Raw genomic sequence first — 18,181 nt, forward strand, 5'->3', positions numbered from 1 at the left:
GTCCCCCGGCGCGGGCCTCAGCCGACCAGCAGGTCGCGCTCGAGGGACTTCAGCTCGCGCGGGGTGAGGTCGGCGCCCTTCCGCAGATAGGCGCGGAAGGAGCCGAACTCCCGCTCGACCTCGTCGAAGGAGGCGTTGAGGTACTGCGGGCGCACGTCGAGGAGCGGCTTGTAGACGGCGGCCTGCGCGGGCGGGAGGTGGGAGAGGACGGCCTCGTTGGCGGCGGCCCGGTAGGTGTTGCTGGCGAGGTAGTCGGCCATGACCGTCTCCTCGGGGACGCCGAGGGCGGTGAGGAGCGCGGCCTCGGCCCAGCCGGTGCGGTCCTTCCCGGCGGTGCAGTGGAAGAGGACGCCGTCCCCGTCGGCCACTTCGTCGAGGACGGTGGCGTACGCGGCCTGCGCCGTGTCCCCGCTCACCATGAAGCGGTTGCCCTCCACCATCATCGCCTCCGCCTCGGCCGGGGTCCCCGGCATCGCGGTGAAGGTGCCGCTGCCCGCCAGGACGTCGGCGACGACGTGCCGCGCGCCGGCCGGGACGCGGTCGGGGGCGGCGGCCCGCTCGGACTCCATGCGCAGGTCGAGGACGGTGCGGACGCCGAGGCGCCGCAGCTTGGCGAGGTCGGCGTCGGTGAGCTTGTCGAGGGCGTCGGAGCGGTAGACCTCGCCCATCCGGACCCACCGCCCGTCGCGGGTGCGGTAGCCGCCCGCGTCGCGGAGGTTGGCCGTGCCCTGGAGCCGTATCAGCCGGTCGGCGAGGCGGAGCGGCGTACCGCGGTCGGGCACGAGGTCGAACCAGCGCCGGTCGGCCGTGGTCCGGGTCGGGACGGTGACCGTGCCGGTGGCGCCGCCGCGGGCGACGGTGCGGCCCTCGGAGCGGATGGTGACGGTACGGGTGCCGGGCGCGGTCCACGTGACGGTGGAGGTGCCGTCGGCGTGGTCGGTGACGGTCGCGGCGGTGAAGGGCACCCGGTGCGCGTCGCGCCCGGGGGTGTGCGCGGCGGCGGCCGGGGTGCCGAGGCCCAGGAGGAGGGCGGCGGCGAGTGCCGCGGAGGAGTACTTGACTCGTGTCACGGGGGTCATGCGGCGGATGGTTCAGGCCAACCGCAAACCTCGGGTGAACTACGGTCAAAAGCGGCCTGAAGGGCGTCCGATCACATAAGGTTCCGACCCCCGAACGACCACACCCGGTCGATTACAGTGCTGCGGAGACCGGTGAGAGAACGGGACCTCGGAGACCTCGGACGGGGGAGGGCACGTGGTGACCACCACTGCCGCGGCCGTGTGGGGCCGCGCCGAACAGCAGGACTTCCGCTCGCGCGTGCGCGGCTGTCTGCTCGGCGCCGCCGTCGGCGACGCGTTCGGAGCGGGCGTGCACGAGCGGGCGCTGAAGGAGATCCGTACGGCGCACGGCGAGGCGGGCCTCCTGGAGCCCCCGGACGGCGACCTGCCCGTCACCGCCGCCACCCAGATGAGCCTCTTCACCGTCGACGGCCTCATCCGCGCGCACGTCCGCCGCGACAGCGGCGTCTGGCACCCGCCCACCGAGGTCCACCGCGCGCAGCTGCGCTGGGCCGCCACCCAGCGCGACTGGGGCCCGGACGAGCGCCGCCACGACAACGGCTGGCTCGGCCGCCAGGAATGGCTGTACGCCCGCCGCCGGCCGCCCCGCGCCTGCCTCTCCGGTCTCGGCGACGAGCGCCTCGGCACCCTGGACCAGCCCAAGAACCCGGACGCCGCCGACTCCGGCGCGCTCGTCCGCTCCGTCCCCTTCGGCCTGCTCGTCGGCTGGGAGCCCGCGCTCGTCTGCCAGCTGGCCGTCGAGTGCGCCGCCCAGACGCACGGCGCCCCGGCCGCCACGCTCGCCGCCGGCGCGCTCGCCGTCACCGTCCACGGGGTCGCCCGCGGCGCCTCCGTCGAAGCCGCCGCCGCCACGGCCCTGGAACTGCTGGCCGCCCGCCCCGGCCACGAGCCGGTGACCGAGGCCGTCACCCGCGCGCTCGCGGCCGTACGCGAGGGCGTGCCCGACGCGGACCGCGTCACGGCCCTCGGCGCCGACGAGGACCGCGCGGAGGGCCAGCTGGCCGCCGCCCTCTACTGCGCCCTCGTCGGCGAGGACGTCCGCCACGGGCTGCGCCTCGCCGCCAACCACGACGGCCCCTCCGCCGTCACCGCCGCCGTCACCGGCGCGCTCCTCGGCGCCCAGCACGGCGAGACGGCCCTCCCGCCGTCCTGGCTGGCGGCGCTCGAAGGCCGTGGCACGATCCTCGAACTCTCCGACGACCTGGCCCTCGAACTCACCCAGGCCGCCACCCTCCACACCCCCACCTGGCACACCCGCTACCCGACGCCCTGAGGGGCGGGGAGGGGCGGCGGAGCGGGGCGGGCAGGGACACGTGCACCATCCCGCCTCCGCCTCCGCCTCCGCCCCGCCTCCGCCCCCGCAGGGTCACCGCATCAGCTCGCCCGCGTTGACCAGCAGCGACTGCCCCGTGATCGCCCGCGCCCGTGCCGACGCGAGGAAGGCGACCGCGTCGGCCACGTCCCCGTCCGTCGCCAGGTCCGGCAGCGCCATCCGCGAGGTGAGCCGCGCGAGCACCTCCGCCTCGTCCACCCCCTCCGCCTGCGCCGTGAAACGGACGAACGCCTCCACCGGCGGCCCCCACATCCACCCCGGCAGCACCGTGTTGACCCGGATCCGCTCGGGCCCCAGCTCCCGGGCCAGCGAGTACATCGCGGAGGTCAGCGCCCCCTTGGACGCGGCGTACGCGGCCTGCTGCACCTGCGTCGGCGCGGCGACGGCCGACTGCGTCCCGATGAAGACGACGGACCCGCCGCCCCCCGCCCGCAGCGCCGGCAGGCACGCCCGGGTCATCCGCAGGGTGCCGAGCAGGTTGACGTCCAGGACCCCCTGCCAGGTGGCGAAGTCCGCGTCGGCGAGCCCCCCGAAGTACGAGTCCCAGGCCGCGACCTGCACGACCGCGTCGATCCCGCCGAACCGCTCGACGGCCAGCGCCGCCAGCGCCGCGCACTGCGCCTCGTCCGTGATGTCGGTGGCGAGGTGCGCGGTGCGCCGCCCGCCCGTCGGGTCGATCGCCGCCGCGGTCTTCACGAGGTTCGCCTCGGTGCGGGCGCCGAGGACCGCGTTGCCCCCGTCGCGTACCACCGCCTCCGCGACCCGGTGACCGAGTCCGGTCCCGACCCCCGACACGACGACCGTCTTCCCCTGGAGCAGCATCCGGGTGCCTCCCGCCTCTGGTCACACATCTGACGGTCCGTCAGAGTAGGTGCCCCGAGCCGCACTGGGAAGGGAGACGTCGATGAGCAGCGAACGACCGGCCGACGCGTACGGGGAGCTGGCCGCCTCCGGCCCGTACGGGATCCGCCCCGGCCACGCCCTGATCACCATGGTGGAGCCGCACCCGGGCCACGAGTACGCGTACAACCGCTGGTACGAGGACGACCACTACTACGCCGGCGCGATGGCGATGCCCTGGATGTACGCGGGCCGCCGCTGGGTCGCCACCCGCGACCTCCAGGAGCTGCGGACCCCCGAGAAGTCCGCCGTCGCGCAGCCGGTGACCGCCGGCTGCTACCTCTCCACGTACTGGATCACCGCCGGCCGCTACGACGAGCACATGAAGTGGACCGTCGCCATCAACAAGCGGCTCAACCGCGACGCCCGCGTCTACCACGACCGCACCCACGTCTTCACGTCGTTCCAGGACCACGAGACGACCGTGTACCGCGACGGCGCGGCCGGTCCGCGCGACTTCCACGCCCTCGACCACCCCTACGCGGGCCTGATCCTCCAGGTCGTGGACTGCGCGGGCCCGGAGGAGCGCGCCGCCCTCCTGGAGCGGCTCGCCGCCCGCGAACTCCCGCGCCGGCTGTCCGGCTCCCCGGCCGCGATGGTGACCGTCTTCCGCCCGACCCCGCTGCCCGGCGACCGCATGACGTACGTGAAGCAGGTGGAGGGCGTCGACACCCGGCTCACCCTGCTCTGGTTCCTTGAACGGGACCCGCGCGACTGCTGGGCCGGACACTTCGCGGACCTGCACGGCCTCGCGGGCGACGCGGGCCGGGTGGAACTGGTGGCGCCGTTCGTCCCCACGGTCCCGGGGACGGACCTGTACGTGGACCGGCTGAGGTGACGGACTCGCCCGGTGACCGGCTCAGGCGACGGATTCGCTCCTGCGCCCGGCTGAGGTGACGGACTCGCCCCGGTCCGGTCCCGGGTCCGCGCTCAGGCCCGCTTTCCGGTCCCGGGCATGAGCGAGCCCTCTCGGCCAGGACGGCGGACCGGACGAGAGGGCGGCGCTAAGCGTGGTTCGGGCGGTTCTGCGAGGCTCAGAGGGCCCCGTTGCTCACCTGGCCGACGAAGGAGTTCCACGAGCCCGGTCCGAAAGAGAGCGACGGACCCTCGGGGGCCTTGGAGTCGCGGACCGCGATGGCGGCGACGACCGGGGACTTCACCTCGACGCAGGCGCCGTTGCCGCCGGAGTAGGAGGACTTGGTCCAGTTGTCGGTGGCACCCTGGATGATGGCCATGATGTGCTCAGCTCCGGTTCTGCCCGCAGGGGCGTGAGAGTCGGTGCCGGCGTGGTCTCTCCACCGGCCTGATCGACGCTACTCGCCGGTCCCGAGCGGCGGGACCGGCGTTCACACGACCGGGTGGCATATTCCAACTGAGCTTCCGTCAGGCCGAGTCGGGGGTGTACGGTATCCGCCCCCAGTGGTTCAGACCTGTTCGCCCCGTCCGGCCTGACCGACCCGCCCGAACCGTCCGGCCCGCCCGAACCGTCCGGCCGGGCCCGGCCCGAGTGCCGGGGCCGTCGGTTCCGAGTGGCCGTCAGTCCCGGGCGGCGGTCAGCCCCAGGTGCCCGTCAGCCCAGGGTGTAGGTCTTCGCGATGTCGGCCACGAACTCCCGCGTCTGCTCCACGCCCAGCGCCTGCGCCCGCAGGTGCTCGTACATGTAGCTGTACTTCGACACGTCCGGCCCCTTCTCCAGGTACAGGTCGCTCGTCACGCCCTCGATGTAGACGACGCTGGAGTCGGAGGCGTCCGGGAACTCCAGGATCGAGTACTGGCCGCTGATACCCGGATGGGCGCCCGTGTCGAAGGGCAGCACCTGCACGGTGACGTGCGGCAGGTGCGACTGCTCGACCAGGTGCTCCAACTGCTCGATCATCACCTGCCGGTTGCCGACGACCCGGCGCAGCGCGGCCTCGTCGATGACGGCCCACAGGCGCAGCGGGCGCTCGTCGTCGCGGATCCGGTCCTGGCGGCGGGTGCGGACGGTGGCGCGCTTCTCGATGTCGGCCGGCGTCGACTCGGGGAGCGCGCCGGAGATCACGGCGGTGGCGTACGCGCGGGTCTGGAGCAGGCCGGGGATGATCTGCGGCTCGTAGACGCGCAGGCTCTGCGCGTCGGTCTCCAGACCGATGTAGACGCTGTACGGGATGTCGCCGAAGGCGTGCCACCAGCCCTGCTGCCGCGAGTCCTTGGCCATCTGCATGAGGGAGTTGACCATGGCCTCGTCCTCGACCTCGTACACCCCGCACAGGTCGCGCACATCGCGCTGGCTGATGGAGCGGCGGCCGTTCTCGAGGCGGCTGATCTTGGACTGGGAGACGAGGAGGCGCTCGGCGACCTGCTCGGCCGTCATGCCCTTGCCCTCGCGGAGCTTGCGCAGCTCCTGGCCCAATCGGCGTCGCCTGACGGTGGGGTTGACACTGGACGCCACGGAAACTGCACCTCCGGCTGCTGTCTGCGATGCGTAGCTGTGAGTATCTACTGCTTGGCAGACTGCCACCAAAGGTGTGGCGTGCGCTGGGAAAACGCGACAACGTCCGTGCGGGCGCGCGAATGTGGTGCGCTTGTGCCGACCATGCCCGGAGGCGTACGGAGTGTCCCGGACGAGCTTCGGATGTGCTTCGGATCCGCCTCGGACGCGCTTCGGGTGTGCCGTGGGTGTGCGGGACGCGTGGTGGCGCCCCGCACACCCACGAGCGGCTCCCGGATCGGTACGTGGGTGCGCGTGGTGCGGCGGTACGGTCGTGCGTGACGCGGCCGTGCGTGATGCGGCCGTACGGTTCCGCGCGTTCGCCTCAGTGGACGGCGGCGCGGGCCATGGTGCCGCGCGGCTGGGCGGGAACGCCCGGACCGCCTCGGCGCGGCTGTGCCGCCGCGCCGTTCTGGACGTCCATCACGGCGTGCGCCACGAGGCCGCCCATCGGGTCGTGCCGGATCAGGTCGCGCAGCCGGGACCGCGACGACCGACCTTCGTTGCCGGGGTACAGGTGCTTGCCGAGACCGACCGCGTGGGCCAGTGCGGCGAGCGCCGCGGTCCGCGGGTCCGGCGGTACGCCGGTGCGGATCGCACTGTCCAGCCGGGCTCTGATCTCCCGGCTGATCGCCGTGTCCGTCGCCTGGTAGCGAGTCGTCGGCAGCACCCCGCACATCTGGCCCTCCACGGCATGCACCATGCCGCATCGCTCCAGATGCGAGAGATACGTCTGGCGGAGCCCCAGTCGGGGTCCGCCGATCCAGTGGACGGCCCGGACCGGACTGCCGCGCCTGCGCAGCAGTTCCAGTGCGGAGTCCAGAGTCGGATCTCCGGTCGGCCGTGGCATCACCACGGCGATACGATCCCCGTCAGGGGCTATCCGTCCTGCCAGAGCCAGCTCCACTAGCTGTGCTCCGGCAAGGCCCAGATCGAGCGACTGCGGCTGCGCTGTGGTACCCGTGGCCGGGTCCAGAGCGAGCAACAGAAGCTCTTCCGGAATGGTTCTGCGGCTCCTGCCCATCCATGCCTCCCCGCGTGGATGAATGACAGGGTGACCCCTCTCACATTCATCTGTCGAGAGTGCCTGGGTGGTTCGTCATGGAACCAGTAGGTATGTCGTTCTCGTCTAGCACGGGAGCCAAGGGGTTCACACAGGACACTGGTAGACGGTTCGGACTTACGTATGACGTATGGAGGAGGCACGGTGGCGGGCGAGTCCCCCGACAGGGCGGAGCAGCAGGGGTCGTCGGAGGGGAAGACGACGGCGGCGACGCCGACGGTTGCGTCCCCCGACTCCCCGGCGTCCGCGGTGTCCGCGCCGGAGCGGGTGGACCAGCCGACGGCGGTGTTCAAGACCCTGGCGCCGCGCACCCCTGAGGACGACGCGGAGAAGCCCGCGGGCGGGTCCGGGGAGACGTCCGGGAAGTCGTCCGGGGCGGAACGTTCGGCCGAGGGGTCGGAGGAGGAGTCGGGCGACTCCTCGTCGGAGCCGTCGGTGTCGTCTGAGCCCTCGCAGCCGTCGCGGCCGGAGGGCGACCGCCTGAAGCAGGCGGTGGCGGCGTGGGTCGCGACGACGGCGGCGGACGAGGACGGTGCCGAGGACGGCGACCAGGACGGCACGGACGCCGGCGACGCGACCGGCGACGAGGCGCCTGAGACGCCCGAGGCGGCTGAGGCGGCCGAAGTGGCTGAGAGGCCGGAGGTGGCCGGGAAGCCCGTGGCGGCCCCCGAGGACGCCGACGAGCCCGCGGAGGCCCCTGCGGCGGCCGTGGAGGCGCCGAAGGCGCAGGAGCCGTCCTGGTTCGCCGCCAAGAAGCCCGCGGAGCCGGAGACGGCCCCGTCGAAGCCTGAGGCCGACACCCCGGAGCCCGCCTCGGACCCCGAGCCCGAGGCCACCGCCCCCGAGGCCACCGAACCCAAGGCCGCCGAACCCAAGGCCGCCGAACCCGCCAAGGCCACCGCGCCCAAGCCCAGGGCGGCCGATGAGCCGGTCGACCAGCCCACCACCATGTTCCGGGCCGTCCGGCCGCCGGCCGCGCCCGCCGTGGACCAGCCGACGACCGCGCTGAAGCTGCCGGCCGACCTGCCCGGCGCGGCCCGCCCCGCAGGCCGCGACTCCGACAGCGAGCGGACGAGCACCTTCGTACCGCTGCGCCCGGACATCCCGGACATCCCGGCCGACCGGAAGCCGGCCGGCGCCGACGCGCCCAAGGCCGACCCGGCACCGGCCGCCGCCGCGAAGCCGGCCGCCGCACAGCCGTCCGCTGCCAAGAAGGCCGCCGTCGACCCGGCCGCCGCCAAGCCGTCGGCAGCGGCCGGGGCGAAGGCGAAGGACCCCGTCACCGCCCCCACGCCCGCCCCTCTCCCCTCGCTGGGGGAGCCGGAGCGGACGCGGCAGCAGCCGCTCCCGCCGCTGCCCCCGCTCGACCTGCTGGCCGAGCTGACGAACACCCCGCCCCCGCCGCCGAACGCCTTGCGCACGACCATGCGCCGGGTCCGGATCTGGACCCCGCTGGTCCTGCTCCTCCTGATCGTCTTTGCGATCGTGCAGATGGTCCGGCCGCTTCCGGCGCCCGCGCTGAAGCTCTCCGGCTCGCCGACGTACACCTTCGACGGCGGCGCGCTCCAGATGCCGTGGCCCGGCGAGGGCCAGGGCGCGGTGGAGGTCGAGGGCGTCGGCTCCATGGGCACGTACGGGGCGCAGAAGCCGGCCCCGATCGCGTCCGTGACGAAGACGATGACCGCGTACGTGATCCTCCGCGACCACCCGATCAAGGGGAAGCAGCAGGGCCCCGAGATCACCATCGACAAGAAGGCCGCCGAGCAGGCGAAGGCGGCCCACGAGTCGACGGCGCCGGTGAAGGAGGGCCAGACCTACACGGAGAAGGAGCTCCTCCAGCTCCTGATGATCCCGTCGGCCAACAACGTGGCCCGGCTCCTCGCGCGCTGGGACGCGGGTTCGGAGCAGGCGTTCGTCGACAAGATGAACGCGGCCGCCAAGGACCTGGGCATGACCCAGACCCGCTACACCGACCCGTCCGGCCTGCTCGACTCGACCGTCTCGACCCCCAAGGACCAGCTGAAGCTGGCGAAGGCGGTCATGCAGTTCGACGTGTTCCGCGAGATCGTGGACATGCCGAACGCCACCATCGAGGGCGTCGGCTACATCGAGAACAACAACAGCCGGCTGCTGCTCAAGCCGGGTGTGAGCGGCATCAAGACCGGCTCCTCCACCCCCGCCGGCGGCAACCTGCTCTGGTCGGCCAACACGGTCGTCGACGGCAAGACCCGCCGCGTCCTGGGCATCGTGATGGGCGCGCAGAACGCCGAGCGGCTCGGCCAGAAGCTGGAGCTGTCGCTGGACTACAGCTACGAGCTGATCAAGAAGGCGCAGGAGGACGTGACCTCGGCGGTCGTGGTGAAGAAGGGCCAGGTCGTCGGCTACGTCGACGACGGTCTCGGCGGCCAGACCCCGGTCGTGGCGACGAAGGAGCTCAAGGCGGTCGGCTGGCCGGGCCTCAAGGTCAAGCTGGCGCTGACCGACGGCGGCAAGGCCGTCCCGCACTCCGGAAAGGCCGGGGACGTCGTCGGCACGGTCGCGATCGGCGAGGGCGCCGGCAAGGTCAGCGCCCCCGTGGCACTCGACTCCGACCTGGCGGAGCCCGGCTTCGACAAGAAGCTGACGCGGGTGAACTGACGCGGGTGAGCTGGTGCGGTCGGCCGCCCCGGTCAGGCCGCCCCGGTCAGGCCGCCCCGGTCAGGGCGCCCCGGCTGGGGCGGCCGGCCGGGTTGGCGGGCCGGGTTGGCGGACCGGGTTGGCGGGCCGGACCGTCAGGCGCGGCCCGCGGGGCCCGCGGCCCGCGGCCTTCTGGCTGCGGCGCGGGCGACGACGGACCACGAATCGGCGGCCGCTCCCCGACTGCCAGGCACATGCCAAAAGCATCGGCCCCGACCGCCAGGCGCCCGCCGGGCGAGGCGCGCCCGACCGTCAGGCACATGCCAAGCACATCGGCCCCCGGCCGCCGGCCGCCACCACCCGACGGGTACCCCGATCAGCGGGCGCCCCGGACGTCCGGGGCGCCCTGCTGTTAGCGTCTTCGGGGGACGAGACGCGACACGCGGAGCCGCGCGGGCGCGAGACGGACAGAGGGAAGCAGCACGGGAAAGGGCCGCAGTGACCACCGCCGAGCCGACACGCGCGGGCCGCAGCCCGGCCGACGCGCCCCTGCCCGAGCAGAATTCCCCCACCGGACCACCGCCGGAATCGCCCACCGCTCCCACCGCAGCCACCGAACCAGCCACCGAATCACCCACCCCCGGTTCACTTTCGCGAATAGTGCTCCCGAACCAGCGCTCCGCCACCGAGCGCGCCACGCTCCCGGCCCCGCAGCCGCCCACGCCCGCACCCACGCCCACACCCGCCCCCGCGCCCCCACCGCGACGGCGTAAGCGCCGCTACCCCGTGATGGTGGCGACGGGCGTCGCCGCGCTCCTCCACATCCTGTGGTTCTTCTACTTCGCGAACAGCGGAGGCGACCTCGCGGCGCAGGACGCGTGGGCCGAGTTCGTCGGACGGCACCCGGACTCCGCGTACAACCTGGCCTGGTACGGGGGCATGCACCCGGTCTCGTACAGCGTGGTCTCGCCGTACGTGATGTCGCTGCTCGGCGTCCGCTCGACGATGATGATCGCGGGGACGCTCTCCGCCGCGCTGACCGCGCTGATCCTCGTGCGGGTGCCGGCGGTCCGTAACCCCATGGCGTGCTCGCTCGCGGGCGTGTTCGCCTTCCTCTGCAACGCGCTGTCGGGCCGGGTCACCTTCGGGCTCGGCATGATGTTCGCGGTGGGCGCGGTCGCCGCCGTCTTCTGCTGGCCGCACCGCTGGCGCCGCAAGCGCTGGGCGAAGGCCGCCGTGGCGGCGCCGCTCGCCGGGCTCGCGACGGCGTGCAGCCCGGTCGCCGGCCTGTTCCTCGGCGTGGTCGCGGCGGCGCTCTTCCTCAACAAGCGGCGCCCGGGCGCGTACGCGATCGGCCTCGCCCCGGTCGTGGTCGTCGCACTCTCCTCCTGGCTCTTCCCCTTCTCCGGCACGCAGCCGATGGCCTTCGCCTCGACGGCGCTGCCACTGGCCTTCGGGCTCCTCGTCCTCTTCCTCGTGCCGAAGGACTGGCGGACGGTCCGCACCGCCGCCGCCTGCTACACCGTCGGGACCTTCCTGACCTGGGCGATCGACTCCCAGATCGGCTCAAACATCTCGCGGCTCCCGATGCTCTTCGCGGGCGTGGCGCTGCTCGCCGCCCTGCCGTACACGCGCCCGCGCTCGCGCCGCTGGTACGCGCTGGTCGTCGCCTTCCTCGGGCTGAACTTCTGGATCGGCTTCAAGGGCGTCGACGACGTGATCCGCACCCGCCCGGACGCCTCCTGGGCCTTCGAGGTGGCGCCGCTGATCAACCAGCTCCAGGTGCGGGAGGCGCGGAAGGCACGGGTCGAGGTCGTCCCGGCCTCCAGCCACCGCGAGTCCTCGGCGCTCAGCCCGTACATCAACCTGGCGCGCGGCTGGAACCGGCAGGCGGACATGGAGCGCAACCCGCTCTTCTACGACGACACGCTCAACGCCGTGAACTACCGCGAGTGGCTGCACCGCTGGTCGGTCCGGTACGTCGTCCTCCCGACCGGCGCCCCCGACTCGGGCGCGGAGCGGGAGGCGGAGCTCGTCGCCAAGGGCCTGCCGTACCTGAACCAGGTGTGGGCCGACGCGAACTGGCGCCTGTACGAGGTCGCCGACGCCACCCCGCTCGCCGACGCCCCGGCGGTGGTCGAGCGGGCCGCGGAGAACGAGGTCGTCCTCCACCTCGACCGCCCGGCGCGGATCAAGATCCGCGTCCCGTACTCGCCGTGGCTGGCGCTGATGGACGAGAACGGCGGCAAGGTGGAGCCCCCGCAGGAGACGGAGGAGTCGAAGCTCGCGCGGGAGGAGTCCGAGACGGAGCTCCCGAAGGTCTTCGCCAACGAGAACGGCTGCCTGCTGAAGGCCGAGCCGGACGAGGAGGGCGACGAGTGGACGGAGCTGATCGCCCCCGAGGCGGGCACGTACCGCCTGGCGGCCCCGTACAAGCTCTTCCCGCGCGGCACGGCCTGCCCGGAGGAACTCCGCTGACACGGCCGCGCGCCCTGACGGTCACTCATAAGGAGGGTGAACCGGCCACGGGACTGCGGAGGCACGGCTCCGGGCCCTAGGGTCGACCCATGCGGCAGGAACCAACTGAATCGGGGACGGCGGACGTGACGGACGCGGGAGACGTGGCGACGGAGCAGAGGCCCGAACCCGCGGGCGAGGCACCGGCGCCCGCCCGCCCCCCGAGGCGCCGCCGCCTCTCCCCGTGGGCGGAGTACCCGCTCCTGGCCGCGGTCGCGCTGGTCCTGGCCTTCCTGATCAAGACCTTCCTGGTGCAGGCGTTCCTGATCCCCTCGGGCTCCATGCAGAACACCCTCCAGGAGGACGACCGGGTCCTGGTCGACAAGCTCACCCCCTGGTTCGGCTCGGAGTCCGACCGGGGCGAGGTCGTCGTCTTCCGCGACCCCGCCGACTGGCTGGCCGGCCACGAGATGAAGCCGCCCACCACCACCCAGAAGGTCCTCGGCTTCGTCGGCCTGATGCCCGCCGCCGGCGAACAGCACCTCATCAAGCGCGTGATCGGCGTCGCGGGCGACACCGTCGAATGCCAGGGCACCGGCCCGGTCAAGCTCAACGGCCGCCCGCTCGACGAGCCGTACGTCTTCGAGGGCAACACCCCGTGCAGCAACGACGCGGGCGGCCAGTTCAAGGTCACCGTGCCCGCCGGCCACCTCTGGGTCATGGGCGACCACCGCCAGCACTCCCAGGACTCCCGCTACCACCAGAACGACGGCCAAGGCGGCATGGTCCCCCTCACCGATGTCGTCGGCCGAGCCATCGTCGTGGCCTGGCCCGTCCCCCACTGGTCCACCCTCCCGGTCCCCGACACCTTCACCCCCGACAACTGACCACCCCACCCCACCCCACACGAAAGGGCACCCACCGAACCGGTAGGTGCCCTTCCGTCTCTCACCCGCCGGCAGGATCGGACCCGCGGTCTCGGGCGGGCGAAGGCCGCTGCTGACGGCTGCGGCGGTGAACCAGGCAGGACGGCGACGGACCGCCTCCCCAAGCCCCGGCCAGGCTGTTCCTGACTGCCCCCGTCCACCGCCGTTGAATGTCAGACACGCATGTCAGACACGCATGTCAGGCCACCCTGACACCCTGCGCCCGTGAGAATGCCCGAGGCGGCAGGCCTTCCCGCAGTCGTCCGACGGTTTCTCCCGCCGGAGGCATCGCCCTCAAGTCGAAGCGGGCCTGGGACCGCCCCGACCCGCGTTCAGCGAGAGGCAAGTCAGTGGAACCAGACGACGAGACGGACGTTCTCCGCGCCGTGTACCTCGCTGAGGATGCGCATGACGCTCCAGACGCGGCCCCAGTCGGTGGCGTTCCCTGCGGCCGATGCACGGCTTCGTGTGCCGGAGGCGTTCGTCTCCTGCCAGTCGGTGGCGGACAGCTCGGCCCAGGTCACCCATGTCGTCCCGTACACGGAGCCGGGGCCGCCGTAGCCGGCGAACTCACGGCGCAGCCCTTCCGACGCGTCGTCCGGGAAGCCGCGGTCCTCGGCAAGCGGACGGAAGCCGAAGGAGTTGCGGATTCCGAAGAGGCACGCGAGGCCGTCGTAAGCGTTGCCCCTGTTCAGCAGGGAGAGCTCGATGCCCGCTTCCCAGACCGTGTCCTCATCGTCGAGGCCCCACAGACGGGCCCCTGGCCGGCACTCGATCATTCCGCTGACATCCGTCGACATGGCGCGATCCTGCCCGCCAGGCCCGGGGGCCGGCACCCGCATTTCGCTCCGCCCGCTCCCGGCGGTCCTCGGCCGACCGCCGCCGTTGACGTCAGCCGTGGATGCCGAAGACCCCCTACCAAGATCGGCAGAGGGTCTTCGCGCTGGTGCCCCCGGCAGGATTCGAACCTGCGACACCCGCTTTAGGAGAGCGGTGCTCTATCCCCTGAGCTACGGAGGCGGGGCCGGGGACAGCCTAGCGGATGGGGGGTTGGGGGTGGGGGTGTGGGTCAGACTGGGGGGCCGGATGGAGGAGGGGTTGTGGGGCGGAGTGGTGGTGTGGGGCGGCTGAGCGGGGCGGGGGCGCCGTTCGAGGTGCGGGACGGGGTGTATGTCGGGGGGCCTCGGACGCTGCGGGAGTTCGTCGAGGCGGTGTGGGCGTTCGGGGATCGGGATTTCCTGGTGGATGACGAGGGGGTTCTTTCGTACCGGGAGTTCTTCGACCGTGCTTGCGGGCTCGCCCGCGAGCTTGTGGGGGAGTACGGGCTGCGGCGGGGGGACCGGGTCGTCGTCGCCATGCGGAACGTGCCGGAGTGGCAGGTGGCGTTCTGGGCGGTGCAGCTCGCCGGGCTCGTCGCCGTGCCGCTGAACGCCTGGTGGACCGAGGAGGAGTTCGCGTACGCCCTCGACGACTGCGCGCCCGGGGTGCTGCTCGTCGACGGGGAGCGGGTGCCGCGGGTGCGGGCGTGGGCCCGGCGGGCCGGGGTGCCGGGGATCGTGTTCCGGGGGGAGGCGGAGGAGGGGTTCGCCGCGTACGAGGTCGACGACGATCCGCTGCTCGGGCCGCCGGACGTGGAGGTGGCGGCCGAGGACGACGCCACGATCTTCTACACCTCGGGCACCACCGGGCGGCCCAAGGGGGCCGTCGCCACGCAGCTCGCGCAGGCCGGGGCCGCCGTCCATCCGCGGTACTTCGCCGCGGCGGCCGCGCTGGCGCGCGGCGAGCTGCCGGGGGGCGGCGCGCCCGTGGTGTCGCTGACGACGTTCCCGTTCTTCCACGTCGCCGCCTTCACCTCGCTCTACGCCGTCATGGCGGGCGGCGGGACGCTCGTCATGATGCGGAAGTGGGATCCCGCCCGCGCCCTCGAACTGATCCGGGAACACCGCGTGACCCACTACGCGGGGGTGCCCACCACCGCCCTCCAGCTGCTCGCGCTCGCGCGCGAGACCGGTGATCCGCTGGAGAGCGTGGTGCTCGTCAGTACGGGCGGGGCCGCGGCGCCGCCCGGGATCACCCGGGAGCTGGCCGAGGGGTACGGGGAGCGGATCCAGCCGCGGAACGGGTACGGGCTCACCGAGACCTGCGGCGGTGTGCTCGCCAACGTGGGGGCCGAGTACCGGGACCATCCGGAGAGCGTCGGGCGGCCCTCGCCCGCCACCGAGGTCCGGATCGAGAACCGCCGGCGTGGGGGCGGGGGTGACGGTGTCGGGGAGTTGTGGCTGCGGGGGCAGTCGCTGTTCCGGGGGTACTGGGGGGACCCCGAGGCCACGCGTGCCGCGTTCGCGCCGGGCGGGTGGTTCCGTACCGGTGATCTCGCCCGGGTGGACGAGGAGGGGCGGGTCTCGATCGTCGACCGGCTCACCGACATGGTGATCCGGGGCGGCGAGAACGTGTACTGCGTGGAGGTCGAGCAGGTCCTCCAGGGGCATGCCGACGTGCTCGACGCGGCTGTCGTCGGGGTACCGCACCCGCTGCTGGGGGAGGAGGTCGGGGCGGTCGTACGGCTCCGGGCCGGCGCCGCCGTCGGAGCGGAGGAGCTGCGGGCGCACGTCGCCGCGCGCCTCGCCGCCTTCAAGGTGCCCGCGCACGTCCTCGTACTGGAGGGGGAGCTGCCCCGGAACCAGGCCGGGAAGCTGCTCAAGGGGCCGCTTCGGGAGCTGCTGGCCGGGGCCGACGAGGGCGAGGACGAGGCCGCGGACCCCGGCGCCGCCGGTGGCGCTCCGTGATCTTCGTCGTCAGTCTCTGGTGATTCTGACGCGGAAGGCGCCGTCCGGGTTCTCGTCCAGGACGCCTATCCGGATGCCGTGGGTGCGGTCGGTGAACGTCTCGCCGGGGCGGAAGGGGGCGTCGGAGAGTTCGGCGTGGACGTTGGGGCGGCGGGTGCAGCCCCCGCTGGCGTGGTCGCTGTCGGCGACCGTCACCGGGCCGTGGCCGGTGTCCACGTCGGACTCGACGCGGTAGACGAGGACGCCCGGCTCGCAGACGGCCTCGTCGTTGCCCTCGCGGGTGCGGACCTCGACGGCGTAGCCGGTGGTGTCGGACAGCGGGACGAAGACGAGCTTGGGGCCGCCGGCGAGGGCCAGCGGGGTGAGCAGGTGCTCGCTGGTGCCGGTGGCGGAGGCGCAGCGGATCTGGTCGTTGTCGAGCCAGCCGAGCTTCCACTTGTGCCAGCCGAGCAGGTCGTTGTTGGCCCCCCAGTCCTCGGACATGATGTCCCAGTGGCCGACCGTGCCGCCGCCGTCGGCGGTGTAGAGGTCGGGGAGGCCGAAGACGTGCCCGTTCTCGTGGGGGAGGACGCGGTAGCCGGTCTCCGCGAAGCTGCCCGAGCCGTCGTCCTGCCGGCTGTAGACGAAGGACGTGTTGGCGAGCGGGACGCCGTCGGCGTAGGGCGCGTCGTCGTTGCCGGAGAAGGTGACGGAGAGGACCGTGTCCAGGGCGGAGGGGCCGGCGTTCGGCGTGACCAGGACGTTGACCAGGTCGTACGCGCTGAAGTCGACCTTCGGGTCGGCCGCCTTCACGATGTCCTCGACGAAGGAGCGGTAGCCCGGCTCGTACGGGGCGCCGCGCTCGATCCCGTACGAGGAGAACGGCCGCGGCATCCGCAGCCAGTCCGGTATCGGCGCGTCTGCGTGGTACTGGAGCCGGCCGTAGGAGCTGACGTGGAACCAGTCCGAGGTCTGCGGGAAGAACTCGCGGAAGCGGGCCATCGCCGTGCCCTCACCGCGGACGTCGGGGAAGTCGACCATGAGCGTGAGGGCGCGGACCTGCCCGGTGGAGCGGGCGAACCCGGGGGCGGTCGGCAGCCCTTCCGACATCTGCACGCCCATGGTGGTGGCGATGCGGCACGGTCCGAGCCGGGTGGTGTCCGGCGCGGCGGCCACCGGGCCGGCCGAGGCCGGTGCGGGCCCGGGGAACGTGGTGCTCGCCGAGACGAGCACGGTGAGCAGAAGGGCCGCGGTCGCCGCGAGGGCGACCGGTCTGCGTATCCGCCGGCGGGTGTGCTGCATGCGGTCGCCTCTCCGGTCGGGGCCAGGTCAGCGGCGTGATGCCGTGCGATCAGCCTGTGCGGAGAGGTGCGGGGGCGCGCGCCGGGTGGACCGATCGTGGGTATCCGGCGACGGAGCGTGGCGTGTGAGCCAGCTCACAGGTGGGGTCGAAATAACCGGGGAGCGTCTCCCCGTTTAGGAGAGAGTTCGATGAAGTGGGGAGTCTTTCCCCGGATCGGATGGGACTCGGCCGGGTCCGTGTGGATTCCGGCGCGGAGTTCGGACGGCTCCTCTCGGCCGGAGGTCGGAGGCCGGTGGCCGGTGGCCGGTGGCCGGTGGAGCAAAGGAACGACGAGGAGGACGTGGCGTGATCCGCGACGACGCAGCAGAAGCTTCCGTGAGCGGGGCTTCCGTGGGCGGGGCTTCCGTGGGTGGGGCTTCCGCGGGTGACACGCCCGCGCGCCGCGTCCCGCGTCCGCGCGCCGACGCCGTGCGCAACCGCGAGCGGCTGGTGGCGGCGGCCCGCGAGATGTTCGTGGAGTTCGGCTGCTCCGTTCCGTACGACGAGATCGCGCGCCGGGCCGGAGTAGGCAACGCCACTCTCTATCGGAACTTTCCCGAGCGGCCCGAACTCGTCCACGAGGTCGTGCTCTCGATCCTCGCCCGGCTCACCGAGCGGGCCGAGCGCGCGGCCGCCGAGGAGGCCGACACCTTCGCCGCCCTCAGCCGCTTCGCGCACGCCGCCGCCGACGAGCGGGTCGGCGCGCTCTGCCCGATGCTCGACGGCACCTTCGACAAGGACCACCCCGATCTCGTCGTCGAGAGCGAGCGCCTGGAGGAGGCCGTGGAGGGCCTCGTCCGGCGGGCGCAGGCGGCCGGACGGCTCCGTCCCGACGTCGGCGTCGGCGACCTGATGGTCGGCGTCTCGCAGCTCACCCGGCCGCTGCCGGGCACCGGCTGCGAGGACTTCGCCCCCTTCGTGCACCGGCACCTCCAGCTCTTCCTCGACGGCCTGGAGGCGCCCGCCCGCTCCGAGCTGCCGGGGGCGGCGGCGACCTTGGAGGACCTGAGGCGCGACGCCTGACGGGACCCGCTCCTCCGCCCGGCTGCCTTCCCGGCCGCTCCTCCAGCCCGTTGCCTCCAGATCCCTCGTAGAACTTCAGAACTCCAGAACCCCAGAACCCGGGAACCCGGAACCCCGGAGCTCACGAACTTCAGAACCGCAGAACCCCAAAACCCCAGAACTTCAGAGTCTTCTCAGCCCAAGAACGTCCTTTTTCTTCGCTTACGC

At 72.9% G+C, this 18,181-nt stretch carries 14 protein-coding genes and 1 tRNA gene; 7 read left to right on the plus strand and 8 right to left on the minus strand.

The features are described from left to right. Window positions 1–17: 17 nt before the first annotated feature. The gene (locus ACFYT9_RS22485) at window positions 18–1,079 is read right to left on the minus strand and encodes a tyrosine-protein phosphatase (protein ID WP_387277354.1); all 1,062 of its coding nucleotides are present in this window, start codon (window positions 1,077–1,079) and stop codon (window positions 18–20) included. Window positions 1,080–1,257: 178 nt separating this feature from the next. On the opposite strand from ACFYT9_RS22485, the gene ACFYT9_RS22490 reads away from it, so the two are divergent. Next, a complete protein-coding gene (locus ACFYT9_RS22490) occupies window positions 1,258–2,352 on the plus strand; it encodes an ADP-ribosylglycohydrolase family protein (protein ID WP_389166480.1) in 1,095 nt (364 codons plus the stop codon). 93 nt (window positions 2,353–2,445) lie between these two features. On the opposite strand, the gene ACFYT9_RS22495 is transcribed toward ACFYT9_RS22490, so the two are convergent. Then, window positions 2,446–3,234 carry an SDR family oxidoreductase gene (locus tag ACFYT9_RS22495; RefSeq protein ID WP_387277350.1) on the minus strand — a complete coding sequence of 263 codons (789 nt, stop codon included), beginning with the start codon at window positions 3,232–3,234 and terminating at the stop codon, window positions 2,446–2,448. Window positions 3,235–3,316: 82 nt separating this feature from the next. On the opposite strand from ACFYT9_RS22495, the gene ACFYT9_RS22500 reads away from it, so the two are divergent. Continuing rightward, a complete protein-coding gene (locus ACFYT9_RS22500; protein ID WP_389166483.1) occupies window positions 3,317–4,150 on the plus strand; it encodes a hypothetical protein in 834 nt (277 codons plus the stop codon). A 196-nt stretch (window positions 4,151–4,346) separates the two neighbouring features. On the opposite strand, the gene ACFYT9_RS22505 is transcribed toward ACFYT9_RS22500, so the two are convergent. The 3 genes from ACFYT9_RS22505 to ACFYT9_RS22515 form a co-directional block, all read right to left on the minus strand. Further along, window positions 4,347–4,547: a DUF397 domain-containing protein gene (locus tag ACFYT9_RS22505; protein WP_376598780.1), complete on the minus strand. Its 201-nt coding sequence runs from the start codon at window positions 4,545–4,547 to the stop codon at window positions 4,347–4,349. Window positions 4,548–4,882: 335 nt separating this feature from the next. Then, entirely contained in the window at window positions 4,883–5,743 is an 861-nt protein-coding gene (locus ACFYT9_RS22510) for a helix-turn-helix domain-containing protein (RefSeq protein WP_389166486.1), read from the minus strand. A 364-nt stretch (window positions 5,744–6,107) separates the two neighbouring features. Next, window positions 6,108–6,806, minus strand: a complete 699-nt coding sequence (locus ACFYT9_RS22515; protein WP_376598784.1) for a GPP34 family phosphoprotein — start codon at window positions 6,804–6,806, stop codon at window positions 6,108–6,110. A gap of 183 nt (window positions 6,807–6,989) precedes the next feature. Here ACFYT9_RS22515 and ACFYT9_RS22520 point away from each other — a divergent pair, with 183 nt between their 5' ends. The 3 genes from ACFYT9_RS22520 to lepB all read left to right on the plus strand — a co-directional run bounded on the left by ACFYT9_RS22520 (window position 6,990) and on the right by lepB (window position 12,805). Beyond that, the gene (locus tag ACFYT9_RS22520; RefSeq protein WP_389166489.1) at window positions 6,990–9,482 is read left to right on the plus strand and encodes a serine hydrolase; all 2,493 of its coding nucleotides are present in this window, start codon (window positions 6,990–6,992) and stop codon (window positions 9,480–9,482) included. A 477-nt stretch (window positions 9,483–9,959) separates the two neighbouring features. Next, window positions 9,960–11,939 (plus strand): MFS transporter, encoded by a 1,980-nt coding sequence (locus tag ACFYT9_RS22525; protein ID WP_389166491.1) that lies wholly within the window; start codon window positions 9,960–9,962, stop codon window positions 11,937–11,939. An 89-nt stretch (window positions 11,940–12,028) separates the two neighbouring features. Continuing rightward, on the plus strand, window positions 12,029–12,805 hold the full coding sequence (gene lepB, locus ACFYT9_RS22530) for a signal peptidase I (RefSeq protein WP_387277343.1): 777 nt from the start codon (window positions 12,029–12,031) through the stop codon (window positions 12,803–12,805). A gap of 386 nt (window positions 12,806–13,191) precedes the next feature. On the opposite strand, the gene ACFYT9_RS22535 is transcribed toward lepB, so the two are convergent. Together ACFYT9_RS22535 and ACFYT9_RS22540 are read right to left on the minus strand one after the other, a co-directional pair. Continuing rightward, entirely contained in the window at window positions 13,192–13,644 is a 453-nt protein-coding gene (locus ACFYT9_RS22535) for a hypothetical protein (RefSeq protein ID WP_389166494.1), read from the minus strand. 144 nt (window positions 13,645–13,788) lie between these two features. Next, a tRNA-Arg gene (locus ACFYT9_RS22540) sits at window positions 13,789–13,864 on the minus strand. Window positions 13,865–13,944: 80 nt separating this feature from the next. On the opposite strand from ACFYT9_RS22540, the gene ACFYT9_RS22545 reads away from it, so the two are divergent. Beyond that, window positions 13,945–15,630 (plus strand): class I adenylate-forming enzyme family protein, encoded by a 1,686-nt coding sequence (locus ACFYT9_RS22545; protein ID WP_389166497.1) that lies wholly within the window; start codon window positions 13,945–13,947, stop codon window positions 15,628–15,630. Between the two features lie 9 nt (window positions 15,631–15,639). On the opposite strand, the gene ACFYT9_RS22550 is transcribed toward ACFYT9_RS22545, so the two are convergent. Next, complete coding sequence (locus ACFYT9_RS22550; protein WP_389166500.1) at window positions 15,640–16,911, minus strand: M6 family metalloprotease domain-containing protein; 1,272 nt, start codon at window positions 16,909–16,911, stop codon at window positions 15,640–15,642. Between the two features lie 406 nt (window positions 16,912–17,317). On the opposite strand from ACFYT9_RS22550, the gene ACFYT9_RS22555 reads away from it, so the two are divergent. After that, the gene (locus ACFYT9_RS22555; protein WP_389166502.1) at window positions 17,318–17,974 is read left to right on the plus strand and encodes a TetR/AcrR family transcriptional regulator; all 657 of its coding nucleotides are present in this window, start codon (window positions 17,318–17,320) and stop codon (window positions 17,972–17,974) included. Window positions 17,975–18,181: the final 207 nt, after the last annotated feature.

The sequence above is a fragment of the Streptomyces sp. NPDC004435 genome, from assembly GCF_042873895.1.
Lineage (GTDB): Bacteria > Actinomycetota > Actinomycetes > Streptomycetales > Streptomycetaceae > Streptomyces.